The sequence below is a fragment of the Marinobacter sp. genome (genome assembly GCF_048259445.1).
GTDB lineage: Bacteria > Pseudomonadota > Gammaproteobacteria > Pseudomonadales > Oleiphilaceae > Marinobacter.
Genome location: NZ_JBLXHQ010000007.1, coordinates 16,542 through 32,454 on the forward strand (window position 1 = coordinate 16,542; position 15,913 = coordinate 32,454).

Genomic DNA, 15,913 nt, shown 5'->3' on the forward strand with positions numbered 1-15,913 from the left:
CCGCATTCAGGCTTAATCAGAGCCAAAACCAGAGCTGAAACGGACAAACGATCATGCTCAAAGAACTCTGGCGAAAGCTGGGCGAGGATTTTCTGCGGACTGGTTGCTCCGGCAATGAGTACAGAGAGCGCACGCCCGATTTATACGGCTCTCGCGGGTTTCGCATTCTCCCCCACATAACCCACACGGGTGAGTACCACCTTGACCGGCTGACGTCCCTGCTCAAAAGCCGATATGGTAAGAGCCCTGCAGGCGCAGAAGCCGGCAGTGACGATGCCGTGCGTGATCTGATCACCTTTGCTGCGCGAGTGCAGGATCAAGACATACAGCGGGAGCTGCTCCTGTTCTACCTGAACTGCTCTCCGGTTATCCAGGAATACCTGCGCTCCGACGAGGTACTCGGGAGCAGTCATTTTCTATCCCCTTAACCAACTGTAAAGCAAATACACAGATCGATTGTTGTATACTTCTGCTCCGGATATTCTCCGCTATACACTTTCAAACCGTCACGCTTACTTTATTCCGGGTGTGACCGGTAACCGGCTCAGGGGTTTTTCATGTGTTCTAAACGATTGCGAGCTGGTCTGTCGACGCTCTCCGTTCTGGTTGTTGCAGGCACTGTTCTGCTGACGGGATGCTCTGCAGACAGGTACTTTATGGTTCCCAAATCCGACCTGAGTGATATGAACGCCTCGGTTCAAAGCCAGCGCGCCACTCTGGTGACCATGGAGAAAAACGCAACCGTTCGTCATGACAAGCTTTTAGAGCATAGCGAAGCCGCCACACAGAAGGTTCTGGAGGCAATCTCAACTCAGGTTGCGAAACCTTCCTGCCCTCCCGTCCAGGCGCAGAAAGCCTGCCCCGCCGCTGATAATACAAAAGGCCGGGCCGACCGACTCAAAGGAAAAGTAGTGGTTGGCGAGGTTGAGAACTTTTATCTGGCAGGCCCGGGGCTGATTTACAAAGCACGCATTGACAGCGGAGCCGAGACCTCTTCAATCGACGCGCGCAACATTACCCGCTTCGAGCGCGACGGCAGTAACTGGGTTCGCTTTGATGTTCCTGTACCCGGCACCAAAGACTTCGTAACCCTGGAAAAAGAAATCTCCCGCCGCGTAAAAGTAATTCAGGCAAGTGCCGACGAAGCTGAGCGACGCGTCGTCGTTGAGCTTCAATTCTCGATAGGCGATCACCAACAAGTTGCAGAATTCACGCTCGCAGATCGAAGCAATCTTACGTATCAAGCGCTTATCGGCCGCAACGTGCTCCGTGATGTGATGCTGATTGACGTAGGCAAGGAGTATGCGACAGAGCTACCGGAATCAATCCGTACCGACAACGGGAAACAATAGTGACTAGCCCCCGCCGCTTACCGTTTTACATCGCCGTCTTCCTGCTGATTTCTGCAGGTATTTCACTCGCCGTATGGCGGCACATAGAACTTGGAATCCCCTGGCTCACAGGAGAGCAGCGCCCGGTCTGGATGATAGAAGCCAGGGTTGATTTCGATGGGGCAAACGATTCCGTTGTGGCAAGCCTGAACGTTCCGGAGCAGCCTCCCGGGTTCCGGATTCTCACAGAACAGGCTGCCTCACCTGGTTATGGTTTCTCGATTATTGATAAATCCGGCAGCCGGCGCGCAGAATGGACAAAGCGGGATGTATCAGGTCCGCAAACCCTGTATTTCAAAGCGCAGTTCATACCCGACCCGGGTGCGGAACCTACGCCACCTTCCCAACGGCCAAGAACCCAAAGGCTTTTCTGGGAAGAGCCTCAGGCCACAGCCGTCAGAGAGGTTCTGGCTCAGGCAGAGGCACGTTCAAGTACACCTGAAAGCATGACGCGGGAACTGATTCGGCTTATGCAGCCCGATACTCGCGTTCAGAATACAACTCTGCTCGTCGCAGAGGAGAACTACCTTCAGTTGTTGGTCGACATGCTCAATCACTCCGGCATCCCGGCCCGAACAGCGGATGGCCTGAAGCTCGAGGATGCCCGCAGACGGCAGCAATTAATACCGTTCCTGCAGATCTACAACGGCGAGCGCTGGCTCACGCTTAACCCGAAAACGGCCGCTCAGGGCGTTCCGGAAGATATTCTGCTCTGGCGCCAGGGTTCCGAGTCGCTTCTGGATGTGGTCGGAGGGGACAACTCCGAAATCAGCTTTTCCATGCTCAGGCAAACCGTGCCAGCCCTGCAGTTGGCCGCCATGCAATCCGATGGAAATGGCCTGGGCTTTCTGAGCTTCTATGAACTGCCGATTGAAGAGCAAAGTATGTTCCGCATGCTCCTTCTGCTGCCACTCGGGGCGCTGGTGGTTGCGTTCATGCGCATTGTGGTAGGCATCCGCACGTCCGGCACCTTCATGCCGGTACTGATTGCCGTTGCATTCGTTCAAACTACATTGATACCCGGCCTTGTTGCTTTCCTTTCAGTAGTATCCATTGGCCTGGCGATGCGCGGATACCTTTCAAGCCTGAACCTTCTGCTGGTATCCCGCATCTCTGCGCTGATCATTCTGGTCATTTTTATTACCGCAGGCCTGAGTATTTTTGGTTATCAGATGGGCTTCAATACAGGCATGACAGTAACCTTCTTCCCGATGGTCATCATCGCCTGGACGATTGAGCGTATGTCCATCCTCTGGGAGGAAGAAGGCGGCCAGGAAGTCCTGGTGCAGGGGTCCGGCAGCCTGTTTGTCGCCATTTGCGCCTATTTGCTTATGAGCGCCCCCTTGGCGGGCCACCTGACGTTCAATTTCCCGGAGCTGCACTTTGCAATTCTGGGGCTGATTCTTCTGATGGGTCAGTACACAGGCTATAAACTCAGCGAGCTCAGACGTTTCACGCCAATGAAGGTCTACGACTGATATGGACTGGATCTCTCCGCGCGCACTGAACCGGCTGGGCATGTTGAATATGAACCGGCGCAATGTAGACTACATCGCCCGCTATAATGAGCGCTCGTCCTATCCGTTGGTCGACAATAAGCTCAAAACGAAACTGGTCGTTGCCGAGTATGGTGTGAAAACGCCAAAGCTTCTGCAGGTGGTGAAGCAACAACATGAAATTTCCCATTTCAGGGAAATGGCCGAAGGGCTTGCGGGATTTGCCATCAAGCCTGCAAAGGGTTCTGGCGGCAAAGGCATTACCGTAGTCACCGGCCGGGATGACGATTACTTTGTAAAAGCTTCAGGGGCCCGTATTGGCGCACCTGTGCTGGAGCGGCACCTGACCAATATTCTTGCAGGGCTTTATTCTCTGGCGGGAACACCAGACGTCGCCATCGTAGAAGACCTGGTAGAGTCCGCACCATCATTAGCTCGCTATTCGCATCAAGGTGTTCCTGATATTCGGATAGTCGTGTTTCAGGGCTACCCGGTTATGGCTATGCTGCGGCTTGCAACCACTGCATCGGATGGTAAAGCGAACCTGCATCAGGGTGCTGTGGGTGTAGGCCTTGATATTGGCACGGGTAAAAGTCTCAACGCGGTGCAGTTCAACCGGCCAATCAAGCTTCACCCGGATACTGGCCTGGCCCTGGAAAACATCGATATTGATGACTGGGAAGAAATGCTTGAAATGGCATCTCGCTGCTACGAGGCAACTGGCCTGGGTTATATGGGCGTAGATCTTGTTGTAGATGCCCATCAGGGCCCGCTGCTACTCGAGCTCAACGCACGGCCGGGGCTTGCCATCCAGATGGCCAACGGACGTGGACTCTTACCGAGGTTAAGAGCTGTGGAAAGTCTGAAGCGCCCTCACTTTACCCCCAGAGAACGAGCAAACTACGCGATGGAAACCTTCGCTAGCCTCTGAGCTAAAACCACTGGATGCAGACTAAGTATTCTGATGTCTTAAATGATAAGCATAAAAAACCGGGGCATCGGCCCCGGTTTTTTATGCTTCATTGCTTACGTCATTTCGCCTCTGGCGATCAGCAACTTACGCTCATGAGTCAGCCCTTTTAACAGACCCCAGGTCATGATCAGCAGAATCGCCGTGAACGGCAAGCCCGCACTGACTGCCGTGGCCTGGATAGCACCCAGGGCATCAGCACCACCGCCAAAGATCAACGCGGCGGCAATCGCGCCTTCCATAACCACCCAGAACACCCGTTGTGCTGTAGGCGCGTCCGTTTTACCACCGGCGGTTATGCTGTCGATAACCAGAGAGCCGGAATCCGAAGAGGTTATAAAGAACACGAGCACCAATACAATGCCGATGAATGACAGAATGCCGGTAAAGGGCAGGTTTGCGAACATCTGGAACGTGGCCAGAGAAACCTCAGTGATACCGTTTTCGGCAAGCGCACCAATGCCCTGGTCAATCTGCTCAAGCGCCGCACCACCAAATGAACTCATCCAGATGGATGTAATCACAGTCGGAATAATCAGTACCGCCGTTACGAACTCGCGAACAGTCCGGCCTTTGGACACCCGTGCGATAAACATACCTACGAACGGCGACCAGGAAATCCACCAGGCCCAGTAGAATACGGTCCAACCACGCATCCAGGCTTCGTCATCCCGACCAAACGGATTGCTGAAAGAAACAACGTTGGCTACATAGCTGGATGTCGTCACCCACAGCGTTTCCAGAATACTCATGGTCGGACCGGCAAAAATTATGAAAAACAACAAGATGCCTGCCAATGACATGTTGAGATTACTCAGTATCTTCACCCCGCCGTCAAGGCCCCGGAGCACAGACATAAGCGCAACGGCCGTAACACCAACAATGATAGCCATCTGTACGTTAATACCAGAACCGGTATCGAACAGGTAATTCAAGCCAGAAGCCGCTTGTTGCGCGCCAAAACCAAGAGAGGTTGCGAGACCAAAAATTGTGGCAACAACCGCCAGAATATCAATAACGTGACCAGGCCAGCCCCACACTTTGTCCTTCAGCAAAGGGAAAAAGGCAGAACGAATGGTCAGCGGCATGCCTTTATTGAACGAAAAGAATGCCAGTGACAGAGCGACAATAGAGTAAACCGCCCAGGGGTGCAGGCCCCAATGATACATGGTGGCGCCCATGGCAAGATCACGGGCTTCAGGTGAATTGGGGGCTACGGCAAACGGAGTCTCGAACCAACCCGTGTAATAGGCCACCGGCTCGGCAACGGCCCAGAACATCAGGCCTATACCCATGCCGGCCGCAAAAAGCATCGCAAACCAGGAAATGGTTGTGAACTCAGGTTTGGCATCCATTCCACCCAGGCGAATCTTGCCCACTGGCATGAAAATCAATGCAATACACACGATAACAAAGATGTTGGCGCTTAGAAGAAAGAACCAGTCAAAAGTCGCAATGATATCCAGCTTGGTGCCGTCCAGCAGCTCCTTTGCGGCTTCCGGGAACATCAGCGTTCCCATAACAAAAATAACCACCAGTATCGCGGTGATTGGAAATACCGGAGCATGCAGATCCAGCCCGAACGGATTGATATTGTCCTGGCCGGCTACGTAATCCGTTTGATATTCGTCTTTAACTACGTCGCCCACGTTTTGGCGCCTCCTGGTTCTGAATTGAGTACCAGATACGTTTAAAAATCTGGATTCGAACAGTACAGGCGCGCCATATTAATATTTTGAACTCAAAACATCAAAACAGTCACTTTCGGGCATGCCCTCATTCAGCATAGACCAGAGCCGGCAAGCCATCAGCGAAAAGCCTCGTGAATCGAATACACGTCGAGCGCCGTATGGCTATACTAGGCTGCAATAAAATGAAGCAACCCATCCAAAGAATCCACGGAGCCAGGCGACATATTCATGGAAAAAACAACCACTTTCCCGATGCGCTACTCAGCTTATGCCATCAGCATTGCAGGCTTTCTTGTATCGCTGGCCCTGACCCCCTATTTCGAGGCGAGCTATCTGTTCGCGGCCATATTCGGCGCGCTGGTCGTTCTTGGCACCTACGACGTGCTGCAAAAAAAGCACACGGTTAGCAGAAACTATCCAATCATGGTGCACTTCCGTTACCTGTTTGAATCCGTGGGGCCTGAGATCCGACAGTATTTCATTCAGTCTGATACAGAAGAGCGACCCTTCTCCAGGGAACAACGCACCATCATTTACCAGCGTGCGAAAAACATTCTGGACAAACGTCCCTTTGGCTCCCAGCTGGGAATGTATGAAGAAGGGTTCGAGTGGATAAACCACTCCCTCAAGCCAACAACAATCCCGGACAGCAACTTTCGTGTTCAGATCGGCTCGCGCTGCGAAAAGCCCTACAGCGCAAGCGTTTTCAACATTTCTGCCATGAGCTTTGGCTCACTTTCCGCCAACGCCATCCTTAGCCTGAACACTGGCGCAAAAACAGGTAACTTCTATCACGATACGGGCGAAGGCTCTATCTCCCGCTACCACAAAAAACCCGGTGGCGACCTTGTGTGGGAAATCGGCTCAGGCTACTTTGGCTGCAGAAATAAAGACGGGACATTCAGCCCGGAGCAGTTTGCGAAAAACGCCACGCTTGACCAGGTAAAAATGATAGAGGTCAAACTATCTCAGGGGGCAAAACCCGGCCATGGTGGCATTCTCCCCGGCGCAAAAGTAACACCGGAAATTGCCGAAGCCCGTGGCGTATCCGTAGGCGAAGACTGCGTATCTCCCGCCCAGCATTCCGCCTTTTCAACGCCGATTGAAATGCTTGAGTTTATGGACCAGCTTCGCGAGCTGTCTGGAGGCAAACCGGTGGGCTTTAAGCTGGCTATCGGCCACCCCTGGGAGTGGTTTGCCATAGTGAAAGCAATGCTTGAAACCGGCCGCAAACCTGACTTTATCGTTGTTGACGGCGGCGAAGGCGGCACAGGTGCAGCGCCACTGGAGTTCATCAACCGTATCGGCACACCGATGACAGAAGCGTTGTTACTGGTCCACAACACGCTGGTGGGCACCAATCTCAGGGAAGACATCGCCATCGGTGCGGCCGGGAAAATAACCTCAGCCTTCAACATTGCGCGCACGCTGGCTCTGGGGGCCGACTGGTGCAATTCAGCGCGAGGATACATGTTCTCGCTGGGCTGCATTCAGGCACTGAATTGTCACACTGGCCGCTGCCCCAGCGGAATTGCGACTCAGGATCCCAGAAGAAGCAGTAAACTGGACGTAGAAGATAAAAGCCAAAGGGTATACAACTTCCACAAAAATACCCTGGATGCTCTGCAAAACCTTCTGGAAGCCTCCGGCCTGCGCCACCCCTCGGAACTCGGCCCTGAACACATCGTGCGCCGCGTTTCGAAGACCGAGGTGCACGCCTACCTGGATCTGTTCCCCTTTCTGGCACCCGGCTCCCTGCTTGAGGGCAAAACCGGCCTCGCGGTCTTCGATAAATACTGGGCGGAATCCAAGCCGGACAGCTTTGATCCACCAGAGTTCGTCCAGCAGTTGAGAGAAACCAAACTTCGTTAGGAATATGAGAGCGAAACCTGCAAAGCCTGTTTATTTTTGATTTCGGCTGGTGTAGACTTCGCTCCCGCTAAGCCACTGAGATTCCTCTTTAAGTCTCTATGGCACCCACCATCAGAGCAACGCTTTGAAATGGTAGTAATTAGCGAATCGGGGCGTAGCGCAGCTTGGTAGCGCACTTGCATGGGGTGCAAGGGGTCGTAGGTTCAAATCCTACCGTCCCGACCATATTCAACGATTCAGGGCACATCTTCGGGTGTGCCCTTTTTCTTTTCTGGCCCGAATCTTCCCGTTAAACATCTCTTTTTTAGTCCGCAACCTGGAACACCAGATTAACTGTCACCGGGACGGCGACGGCAATAGACGACAGCCCAGCAATTTCGCGCAGAGCATCAACACCTTCAGCCATGCCAAAGGTCTTTGCTTCAACCAGTAACGGTTGTTCTGTGCTAACGGCAACGCCGCCATTCGCCAGTTTGATGATTTTCATTGCAGTGTCGAAACCCTGCTCCTGACCATGCAGAGACAGCGTCAAGCGGATATCTTTGCTTCCAACCGAACCTTCCGACATTTGCAGGACAGACGCGACATCAATCTGGGCCGTTACTGTTGCCGTTGGCATTTTTTCAGTTTCAAACAGCATCTCACGCATGCGCTCGTCGCGGATCGCAATATTGGTATCAACACTGTCCAGATGAACATCCAAACTCACCTTTCCATCGTCACCAACCGTTCCTTTCAGCTCCGCAAAGCTATGTACCTCGGCCGTTGTGCCATTCTTGATTGATACGAAGTGCAATGAGGATCTCTCCGAGTCGAGCGTCCAGCCAGCATGGGCACTCAGAGACATCAGGCCAAGCCCTGCCACCAAAAAACTGAGTAAAATACATTTTTTTATCATGACGTCATCTCCGGTTTGCATTGCTAATCTGAACATCGGCGAAAGCCGCACGAAGATTTAATTGAGAAACAAACTTAACCGTGATGTTTAATACAGTAGCCCAGTTTCCCTGTACCTGCATTACAGCTCATCAATGAGCCGCCCCAAACAACGCGAGGGTTGCATATGATTTTCGGAATCGCCTGGTTCGCCATGATGTGGTTTGGACTGATAATGGTCTCGCTGGTGGCTTTGGTGGTGTTTTTCCTGCGCCGGAAACACGGGGCAGAACACAAAGAAGAAGCGACCAGCCTCCAACAACAAACCGAAGCCCGCCAGCACGTGCTGGAGAAGATTAAAGGCATGCATACTGCAACTGACGGCGTTCGTGGCCGGGCTCGAATCAGGGCCCTGCGGCACTATATGGATACCATGAATGACGACCTGACATTCGTGTCGAAAATCCGCCCCTCGGATAGCGGTGCCCCAAAGGGGGAGTGGGTAATTGCACCAGAATCGCACCCCAACCGCCGGATTCTCTACATTCACGGTGGCTCCTGGATCGCCGGCAGCCCCAAAAGCCACCGCGCAATCACTGACCGTTTATCGAGATTGGCGAAGGCCTGTGTATTCGCCATTGATTACCGGCTAATGCCAGAAAACCGCTATCTGGACGGCATTATTGACTGTCAGGAGGCCTACCGCTGGATACTCGAGAACGGCCCGGACGGTATGGACGCCGCTGATTTTGTGGTGGTCGCCGGAGACTCCGCCGGCGGCAGTCACACTCTGGGGCTTATTGCCTGGGTAAGAGACCAGGGGCTGAAACCACCCAATGCCGCTATTGCCCTGTCGCCTTCTACCGAGCTCATGCTCACATCACTGGGTAAACGCTCCAACCTGAAAACAGATGCCATGCTGGGGCCAACCATTGAGAAACTGGCGCGAATACCTTTGCCACTGTTGTGGTGGGGAACGGTTATGGGCTTTCGGGTATTGCCCACGAGTCCAATAGCGTCCCCCTTGCGAGGAAACTTGCACAATCTCCCGCCCACGCTGATTCACGTCAGCGAGTCAGAGCTGTTACTGGAAAACGCTCAAAGATATGCAACAAAGGCAAAGGCAGCCGGCTCACCAGTAGAAATAGAGACCTGGCCCGACATGGTTCACGTGTGGCACCTGTTCACGCCACTGTTACCGGAGGCGGAAGAAGCGTTTGATCGCATAGGGAAATTTCTGGAACGGGTGGAAACCGGTTCTCAGGCTCTTTAACTCAACAGTCGCTCTTTGGCTTCATTTACCCGGGCGGCCAGATAATTGCTCCCGCCACGATCCGGGTGTATTTTCTGCATCACCCTCCGATGGGCCTGGATGATCTCATCCCGGCTGGCACCGGCTTCCAGCCCAAGAATATCCAAGGCTTCGCTTTCGCTCAGGGAACCACCGCCACCCGAATTTTCACGCTCACCTCCACTCTCACTGTGGCCGTCAGCCGGATCGTCAGCACGCCAGGAATCACCAAAACGACGGTCCAGATAGGTTTCCAGCAGCCGCGCAGAATCCTCATCGTGGTCCCGGCAATACTGCAATAAACCAATAAATTCAGTTTCACCGAGATCTGCCAGAGCTCGCCCGGCCATAGGCCCCTTCAACACTTCCCCACTCATGTTTCCGGAGTCGTGATCCAGAGTCATATCGAGGATGTCACTGGAGACATGAGATTGGTTCCCGGGATTGGCCTTTGCTCCATCCCCCCCCAAGCCTGGCATCCGTCCCATCAGCAGCGACGGCAACACGCGACGTAACAGGGGGAACAGGAAAACCAGCAAGGCAAACAAGATATTCAAGCGACCGGTAACGGCCAGAAGAAGCAGTATCAGAACGCTGGCAATCAACGCCAACTTGAGAATGGCGGGTTTTCGTTGGCTGGGCGGCTGATTACGCAGCCAGACCCACGCAACAACCGCTACTACGATAACCAGAAGCGTAAGTGGCACTCGGATACTCCGGGCCAATTGGCCCACCGGTTGATTGAATCAAGCGCTATCTGATCTGTTGAGTCAAACGCTTTACCTCCGGGGAACTGCGGCTGGAATAGTCCTGCAAGGCCTTGGCTCCCCCGGAAGCATAGACCGCAACAGCGGCCATAAGATCCTTAAGTACTTGCGGGCTGTTACGATCGAAGGGGGCATAGGCGCCTCCCGACAGTTTGCTCACCTGCTGAAACACCGCCCTGGCATGGGCATCGACACCTTCGTGAAACATAAACACCGGAGTTCGCAGCATGCCCAGCTCTCCGGCAATATGGCAAAGCTCATCCACAGGTTCTTCACAAGAATCCCCGATAAACACAACGGCCTTAACGGCTTTTGCACGGGTCTCTTCCCTTGCATGCGCCAACACTCTGCTAATCTGGGTATGTCCGCCCAGGCAGGAAACACCGTTCATCAGGTTAAGCAGCTGGCCGGTCTCGTTAACAAATCCGGTGGCTTTGAATTCCCTGAAACCACGGTAGTAGCAGAGCTGAATTGCCAGGCCGCCCAAATCTTTGGTCGCCAGGAAAAGCTCGCTCTGCAAGTGACAAGCCTGATCCCAGGTAGCACCGCGACTAGCCGTAGCATCCAGGGCGAAAATCAGCCGGCCCTGCCCACCACCTTGCGGGGGCAGCTTGCGAACCTGCTGGATAAACTGGTCGATAGACTGCTTATCGGATTTGGTACGGAGTTCTTTGTCAGACATACGCTTTTGTAAACCGTCTCGCCCTGCCAATGAATTAACTCAAGCTTAGGGTAAAGGCCACTCAATTCACAGGCCCGGCGGCGCGTTACCGCCAGGCCTTGTGGACATTACAGTTTGGCCAGTGCCTCAGTGATGGGCGTGTCTCCCGACACCACCTCAAAAACCTGGTTTGTGGTCGTGCTCGCATCCAGCGTCGCCAGCAAAACACGGGCAACATCCTGCCGTGAGATTTTACCGACACTTTCATGCTTCGCACTGACTGCAACCTTGCCCGTACCCTCATCATTCGTCAGCTGTCCCAGACGAACAATGGTGTAATTCAGGCCACTGTTTTTCAGATGCTCATCGGCGTTGTGCTTGGCTGCCAGGTAATGGCGGAGTTTTTCAGGCCCGTTTTCGGGCTGTCCGGCGCCCATACTGCTCACGATAATAAAGCGCTTTATCCCCATGGCACTCGCGCTGTCAATGAGGCGGATGGCACCATCCTGATCCACATCTATGGTTTTATCCGGCCCGGTATGGGGGCCTGAGCCAGCGGCGAAAATGACTGCGTCGCAGCCTCTCATAGCCTCACTACAGTCTTTTTCCAGATCACCGAGCACGGTTTCGGTGGCGCCCAGTTGCTGCAATTCCGGCCCTTGATCCGGATGCCGGATCATAGCCCGAGCCTCGTGATCGCTGTCTGCGATTTCCCGCAGCAGGTGTTGCCCTATCTGTCCGTTGGCTCCCGCAATGAAAACATGCATGCGATTCTCCTGATTGGCTGTTTCTGATAACTGCAAACTATAGATCAGTGCGACACTCGCTCAATTCAACCCGCGGTCTCACTCAAACCCGCTTATTCCTAATATGTCGAAATTAATGATTTTATATTCTTTCCAGTTTTATATTGGCTTTGATAGATTACTCGCCAACACAACATCTGTTTCAGGGGAATGTCATGCCAAGTATATTTAAAGGCCTGGTTACCGGTCTTGCGCTCAGCGCGTCACTCTTCGCACAACCGGCGATATCGGCCGATCGCGAACTGCTCAACACATCTTATGACATCGCCCGGGAACTGTTCGCTGCTTACAACGTACACTTTAATAAATACTGGGAAGAGAAAACCGGTGAAACGGTTGCGGTCAGCCAGTCTCACGCCGGCTCTTCAAAGCAGGCACAGGCCATCATCCAGGGCTTGAAGGCCGATGTAGCGACGTTTAACCAGGTCACCGACCTCGATATTCTGCACGCCCGTGGCAACCTGATCCCTGAGAACTGGGCCGAGCGCCTGCCGAACAACAGTTCCCCATATTACTCCACGATGGCCTTTCTGGTCCGAAAAGGTAATCCGAAAAACATCGAAAACTGGGACGATCTGGTTAAAGAAGATGTCGCACTGGTTATGCCCAACCCGAAAACCTCAGGCAACGGCCGCTACTCCTACCTGGCCGCGCTGGGCTATGCCCAGGACAGCTTTGGCGATGATCAGCAGAAAATCGACAACTTCATGCGGGATTTTCTGGCCCATGTGAAGGTATTCGACAGCGGTGGGCGCGGTGCAACCACCACGTTTATCGAGCGTGAAATCGGTGATGTACTGCTGACGTTTGAATCGGAAGTTTTGAACCTGGCCGACCGTTATGACAACGGCGAGTATGAAGTGGTAACACCCAAAGTAAGCTTTTTGGCTGAATTCCCGGTTACCTGGATTGACGAGTACGTGAAACAGAACAAAACCGAAGATCTGGCAAAAGCCTATCTGGAGCATCTTTACAGCGAAGACGCTCAGCGCCTGCTGGCCGGATTCAACTACAGGGTCCACAACGAGACGGTAAAACAGGAAACTGCAGATCGCTTTCCAGAGGTCAAGCTCCTGCCCATCGATGCCATTGCCGGTAGCTGGGAGAACGCCACCAAAGAACACTTTGCCAGTGGCGGTAAACTCGACCAATTGCAGCGTCGGAAGTAATTCATGTCCACTGGAAACCAGGCCAGCGCTGTAATTCCTCAGCGCTGGCCGCGAAGCGGAAGCCGCAGCAAGCGGGTACTACCGGGGTTCGGTTTGAGCCTCGGTATTTCGCTTCTTTTTATCAGCCTGATTTTGATGTTGCCATTGACCGGGCTGGTGATGGAAGTATCGGCCATGAGCTTTGACCAGTTCTGGTTTGTGATCACCGACCCGAGGGTGGTCGCCTCCTACAAGGTTACCGCCCTTGCGGCATTGGCTGCGTCTGTGTTCAACGGCGCCTTTGGTTTGCTTCTGGCATGGGTGCTGGTGCGTTATGAGTTTCCCGGTAAGAGACTGATTGATGCAGTTGTTGATTTGCCCTTCGCACTGCCCACAGCAGTTGCAGGCATCACTCTGGCGACATTGTTTGCAGCTAACGGCTGGTACGGTCAGTGGCTGAGTAAACTGGGGGTTGAAATCGCCTTTACCCCCGTGGGCATCGTCGTGGCCATGGCATTCACCAGCCTGCCCTTCGTGGTGCGCACGGTTCAGCCGGTGCTGGAAGAGCTCGCCCCCGAAGACGAAGAAGCGGCTGTCAGTCTGGGCGCCAGTGACGGCCACGTGTTCCGCCGGGTGATTTTTCCGGCTTTGTGGCCGGCACTGCTGACCGGTGTGGCTCTGTCTTTTACCCGCAGCCTTGGCGAGTTCGGTGCAGTTATTTTTATCGCCGGCAACATGCCTTACGTCAGCGAAGTAACCAGCCTTATGATTTTTGTTCGCCTGCAGGAATACGATTACGCCGCCGCCAGCGCCATTGCCTCGGTGATTCTGGTGGTGTCACTGGTGATGCTTTTCGCAATTACCCTGTGGCAGGCCCGCTATCTCAAACGCATAGAAGGACGCTAGCTGCATGCGCACCTCCCATTCAGCCCAGCACCGTCGTGTCGGCGATAGCCCGGTTATAAAATGGCTGCTGATAGGCGCCGCCATAGCCATCACTGCGGCCTTGTTGATAATGCCGTTGCTGGTCATTTTTGTCGAAGCCCTGGGTGCTGGCTGGAGCACTCTGGCCGACAACCTGCTGAACCAATACACTTTGCATGCGATTGGGCTAACTCTGTTTGTCGCCGCTCTCACGGTGCCGCTTAACCTGGTCTTTGGTACTGCTCTGGCCTGGCTGGTCACGCGTTTCCGTTTTCCTGGTCGCAAGTTGCTGATCACGCTGATCGATATTCCGTTTGCGGTGTCCCCTGTTGTCGCTGGTTTACTGTATCTGCTTCTATACGGCCGCAATGGCTGGGTAGGTAGCTGGCTTGCAGACTACGACGTACAGCTGATGTTTTCATGGCCCGGCATTGTCATGGTCACAGTCTTTGTAACCTGCCCGTTCGTCGCCCGCGAACTGATCCCCCTCATGCAACAGCAAGGCAGTGAGGAAGAAGAAGCCGGTGTGGTGCTGGGCGCTTCGGGCTGGAGGATATTCCGTACGATCACTTTACCTAACATCAAGTGGGCACTGATTTATGGCGTTGTGCTCACCAACGCCCGTGCCGTGGGTGAATTCGGCGCGGTGTCGGTAGTGTCCGGGAATATCCGTGGGCAAACCAACACGCTTCCCCTGCACGTAGAACTGCTGTACCAGGATTATAATATTGCTGGCGCTTTTGCCAGCGCTTCACTGCTGGCTTGCATTGCAGTGTTTACGTTGGCAGCCAAAGGGTTTGTGGAATGGCGGCAGGCCCGGGTTCTGAACCGCCTTCAAACACAGGAGACCATATAATGAGTATCACCGTTGATAGCATCAACAAGCGCTTCGGAACCTATCAGGCGCTGAATAACGTCTCCCTCGATATTCCTGAAGGCAAGCTGACAGCACTGCTAGGGCCTTCGGGCTCAGGTAAAACCACTCTTTTGCGTATTATTGCCGGGCTGGAATCTGCCGATAGTGGGCGGATCAGTTTTTCAGGTAACGATGTGACCGGTCTGCACGTGCGTGACCGTAATATCGGTTTTGTGTTCCAGCATTACGCCCTGTTCCGCCACATGACGGTTGCACAGAACATCGCGTTTGGCCTGGATTCGCTGCCTCGTAAACAGCGCCCGCCCAAGGCGGAGATTCAGAAGCGCGTCAGTGAGTTGCTGGAAATGATCCAGTTGCCACACCTCGCACAGCGTTTTCCTGCGCAACTGTCCGGTGGTCAAAAACAGCGCGTGGCCCTTGCCCGCTCCATTGCAACACAGCCAAAAATCCTTCTGCTGGACGAACCTTTCGGTGCGCTGGACGCCAAGGTACGTAAAGACCTGCGGCGCTGGCTGCGTAATCTGCACGATGAATTCCATTTCACCAGTATTTTCGTGACCCATGATCAGGAAGAAGCACTGGAACTGTCCGACCAGGTGGTGGTCATGAGCCAGGGCAATGTGGAACAGGTGAACGAGCCTACCGAGCTCTATGCACGCCCCGATAGCCGCTTCGTATTCGATTTCCTCGGGCAGGTGAACGTGCTGGCCGGTGAGGTTAAACACAGCCGTTTGAGCCAGGGCAACGCCTGGGTGACGGTTCCCGGTATTCAGCAGCAGGGCAATGCGCAGCTTTATCTGCGCCCACACGAAGTACGTTTGGCCACAACACCTGCCGCCCATGCAAATCTGCCGTTACGCATCGAAGCCGTCAGCCTGATCGGCTCAGAAGTGCGTATTGAGCTTCGCCCGGAAGGCTGGCACAGCGAAGGCTCGGATAACATCTGGGAGGTCGGCATCAGCCACGCGGAGTTCAACCAGCAACGCCCCACTCGTGGAGATCTGCGTTACGCAGTGCCAGAAGTCGGACATCTGTTTACTGGCAAGGATACGCAGCCAGAAACCGTAAACTGGGCCGAGGCAGAATCAGCGCCACGGGTTCGCCTGATCAACTAAAGGCCAGCGCCTCAGGCTGAAGAAACCG

At 53.9% G+C, this 15,913-nt stretch carries 15 protein-coding genes and 1 tRNA gene; 11 read left to right on the forward strand and 5 right to left on the reverse strand.

Annotation, left to right across the window (positions count from 1 at the left end; genetic code table 11):
- Nucleotides 1-53 precede the first annotated feature (53 nt).
- From ACN0RL_RS06870 to ACN0RL_RS06885, 4 genes are all read left to right on the forward strand, one after another.
- Complete coding sequence (locus ACN0RL_RS06870; RefSeq protein ID WP_417515055.1) at nucleotides 54-428, forward strand: hypothetical protein; 375 nt, start codon at nucleotides 54-56, stop codon at nucleotides 426-428.
- A 129-nt stretch (nucleotides 429-557) separates the two neighbouring features.
- Nucleotides 558-1,352 (forward strand): ATP-dependent zinc protease, encoded by a 795-nt coding sequence (locus ACN0RL_RS06875; protein WP_417515057.1) that lies wholly within the window; start codon nucleotides 558-560, stop codon nucleotides 1,350-1,352.
- Complete coding sequence (locus ACN0RL_RS06880) at nucleotides 1,352-2,869, forward strand: inactive transglutaminase family protein (protein ID WP_417515059.1); 1,518 nt, start codon at nucleotides 1,352-1,354, stop codon at nucleotides 2,867-2,869. The genes ACN0RL_RS06875 and ACN0RL_RS06880 overlap by 1 nt, the downstream gene beginning before the upstream one ends.
- A gap of 1 nt (nucleotide 2,870) precedes the next feature.
- Nucleotides 2,871-3,818 (forward strand): alpha-L-glutamate ligase-like protein, encoded by a 948-nt coding sequence (locus ACN0RL_RS06885; RefSeq protein WP_417515061.1) that lies wholly within the window; start codon nucleotides 2,871-2,873, stop codon nucleotides 3,816-3,818.
- A 95-nt stretch (nucleotides 3,819-3,913) separates the two neighbouring features.
- Here ACN0RL_RS06885 and ACN0RL_RS06890 read toward each other — a convergent pair whose 3' ends face one another.
- Nucleotides 3,914-5,506, reverse strand: coding sequence for a BCCT family transporter (locus tag ACN0RL_RS06890; protein WP_417515063.1), 1,593 nt, complete (start codon nucleotides 5,504-5,506; stop codon nucleotides 3,914-3,916).
- 270 nt (nucleotides 5,507-5,776) lie between these two features.
- Here ACN0RL_RS06890 and ACN0RL_RS06895 point away from each other — a divergent pair, with 270 nt between their 5' ends.
- A complete protein-coding gene (locus tag ACN0RL_RS06895) occupies nucleotides 5,777-7,420 on the forward strand; it encodes an FMN-binding glutamate synthase family protein (RefSeq protein ID WP_417515065.1) in 1,644 nt (547 codons plus the stop codon).
- Between the two features lie 148 nt (nucleotides 7,421-7,568).
- Nucleotides 7,569-7,645: transfer RNA gene (locus tag ACN0RL_RS06900), tRNA-Pro, on the forward strand.
- A 79-nt stretch (nucleotides 7,646-7,724) separates the two neighbouring features.
- Here ACN0RL_RS06900 and ACN0RL_RS06905 read toward each other — a convergent pair.
- Nucleotides 7,725-8,318: a YceI family protein gene (locus ACN0RL_RS06905; RefSeq protein ID WP_417515067.1), complete on the reverse strand. Its 594-nt coding sequence runs from the start codon at nucleotides 8,316-8,318 to the stop codon at nucleotides 7,725-7,727.
- A 165-nt stretch (nucleotides 8,319-8,483) separates the two neighbouring features.
- On the opposite strand from ACN0RL_RS06905, the gene ACN0RL_RS06910 reads away from it, so the two are divergent.
- The gene (locus tag ACN0RL_RS06910) at nucleotides 8,484-9,569 is read left to right on the forward strand and encodes an alpha/beta hydrolase (protein ID WP_417515069.1); all 1,086 of its coding nucleotides are present in this window, start codon (nucleotides 8,484-8,486) and stop codon (nucleotides 9,567-9,569) included.
- On the opposite strand, the gene ACN0RL_RS06915 is transcribed toward ACN0RL_RS06910, so the two are convergent.
- The 3 genes from ACN0RL_RS06915 to ACN0RL_RS06925 form a co-directional block, all read right to left on the reverse strand.
- Complete coding sequence (locus ACN0RL_RS06915; RefSeq protein WP_417515071.1) at nucleotides 9,566-10,294, reverse strand: molecular chaperone DnaJ; 729 nt, start codon at nucleotides 10,292-10,294, stop codon at nucleotides 9,566-9,568. The genes ACN0RL_RS06910 and ACN0RL_RS06915 overlap by 4 nt on opposite strands.
- A gap of 46 nt (nucleotides 10,295-10,340) precedes the next feature.
- Nucleotides 10,341-11,036 carry a VWA domain-containing protein gene (locus ACN0RL_RS06920; protein ID WP_417515073.1) on the reverse strand — a complete coding sequence of 232 codons (696 nt, stop codon included), beginning with the start codon at nucleotides 11,034-11,036 and terminating at the stop codon, nucleotides 10,341-10,343.
- Between the two features lie 107 nt (nucleotides 11,037-11,143).
- On the reverse strand, nucleotides 11,144-11,782 hold the full coding sequence (locus tag ACN0RL_RS06925; protein WP_417515075.1) for an SDR family oxidoreductase: 639 nt from the start codon (nucleotides 11,780-11,782) through the stop codon (nucleotides 11,144-11,146).
- 194 nt (nucleotides 11,783-11,976) lie between these two features.
- Between ACN0RL_RS06925 and cysP the strand changes: the two genes are divergently transcribed.
- From cysP to ACN0RL_RS06945, 4 genes are read left to right on the forward strand one after another with little or no spacing between them, the layout of a single operon-like run.
- Entirely contained in the window at nucleotides 11,977-12,990 is a 1,014-nt protein-coding gene (cysP, locus tag ACN0RL_RS06930; RefSeq protein WP_417515077.1) for a thiosulfate ABC transporter substrate-binding protein CysP, read from the forward strand.
- A gap of 3 nt (nucleotides 12,991-12,993) precedes the next feature.
- The gene (gene cysT / locus ACN0RL_RS06935; protein WP_417515079.1) at nucleotides 12,994-13,875 is read left to right on the forward strand and encodes a sulfate/thiosulfate ABC transporter permease CysT; all 882 of its coding nucleotides are present in this window, start codon (nucleotides 12,994-12,996) and stop codon (nucleotides 13,873-13,875) included.
- 4 nt (nucleotides 13,876-13,879) lie between these two features.
- Complete coding sequence (gene cysW / locus ACN0RL_RS06940; protein ID WP_417515081.1) at nucleotides 13,880-14,749, forward strand: sulfate ABC transporter permease subunit CysW; 870 nt, start codon at nucleotides 13,880-13,882, stop codon at nucleotides 14,747-14,749.
- Nucleotides 14,749-15,885: a sulfate/molybdate ABC transporter ATP-binding protein gene (locus ACN0RL_RS06945; protein WP_417515083.1), complete on the forward strand. Its 1,137-nt coding sequence runs from the start codon at nucleotides 14,749-14,751 to the stop codon at nucleotides 15,883-15,885. Before cysW ends, ACN0RL_RS06945 begins: the two co-directional genes overlap by 1 nt.
- Nucleotides 15,886-15,913 lie beyond the last annotated feature (28 nt).

Bases quoted from the DNA above. Each gene is read 5' to 3' on its own strand.
- ACN0RL_RS06870 (WP_417515055.1), top strand. From the start codon at position 54: ATGCTCAAAGAACTCTGGCGAAAGCTGGGCGAGGATTTTCTGCGGACT.
- ACN0RL_RS06875 (WP_417515057.1), top strand. From the start codon at position 558: ATGTGTTCTAAACGATTGCGAGCTGGTCTGTCGACGCTCTCCGTTCTG.
- ACN0RL_RS06885 (WP_417515061.1), top strand. From the start codon at position 2,871: ATGGACTGGATCTCTCCGCGCGCACTGAACCGGCTGGGCATGTTGAAT.
- ACN0RL_RS06895 (WP_417515065.1), top strand. From the start codon at position 5,777: ATGGAAAAAACAACCACTTTCCCGATGCGCTACTCAGCTTATGCCATC.
- ACN0RL_RS06905 (WP_417515067.1), bottom strand. From the start codon at position 8,318: ATGATAAAAAAATGTATTTTACTCAGTTTTTTGGTGGCAGGGCTTGGC.
- ACN0RL_RS06910 (WP_417515069.1), top strand. From the start codon at position 8,484: ATGATTTTCGGAATCGCCTGGTTCGCCATGATGTGGTTTGGACTGATA.
- ACN0RL_RS06920 (WP_417515073.1), bottom strand. From the start codon at position 11,036: ATGTCTGACAAAGAACTCCGTACCAAATCCGATAAGCAGTCTATCGAC.
- ACN0RL_RS06925 (WP_417515075.1), bottom strand. From the start codon at position 11,782: ATGCATGTTTTCATTGCGGGAGCCAACGGACAGATAGGGCAACACCTG.
- cysP (WP_417515077.1), top strand. From the start codon at position 11,977: ATGCCAAGTATATTTAAAGGCCTGGTTACCGGTCTTGCGCTCAGCGCG.
- cysT (WP_417515079.1), top strand. From the start codon at position 12,994: ATGTCCACTGGAAACCAGGCCAGCGCTGTAATTCCTCAGCGCTGGCCG.
- cysW (WP_417515081.1), top strand. From the start codon at position 13,880: ATGCGCACCTCCCATTCAGCCCAGCACCGTCGTGTCGGCGATAGCCCG.
- ACN0RL_RS06945 (WP_417515083.1), top strand. From the start codon at position 14,749: ATGAGTATCACCGTTGATAGCATCAACAAGCGCTTCGGAACCTATCAG.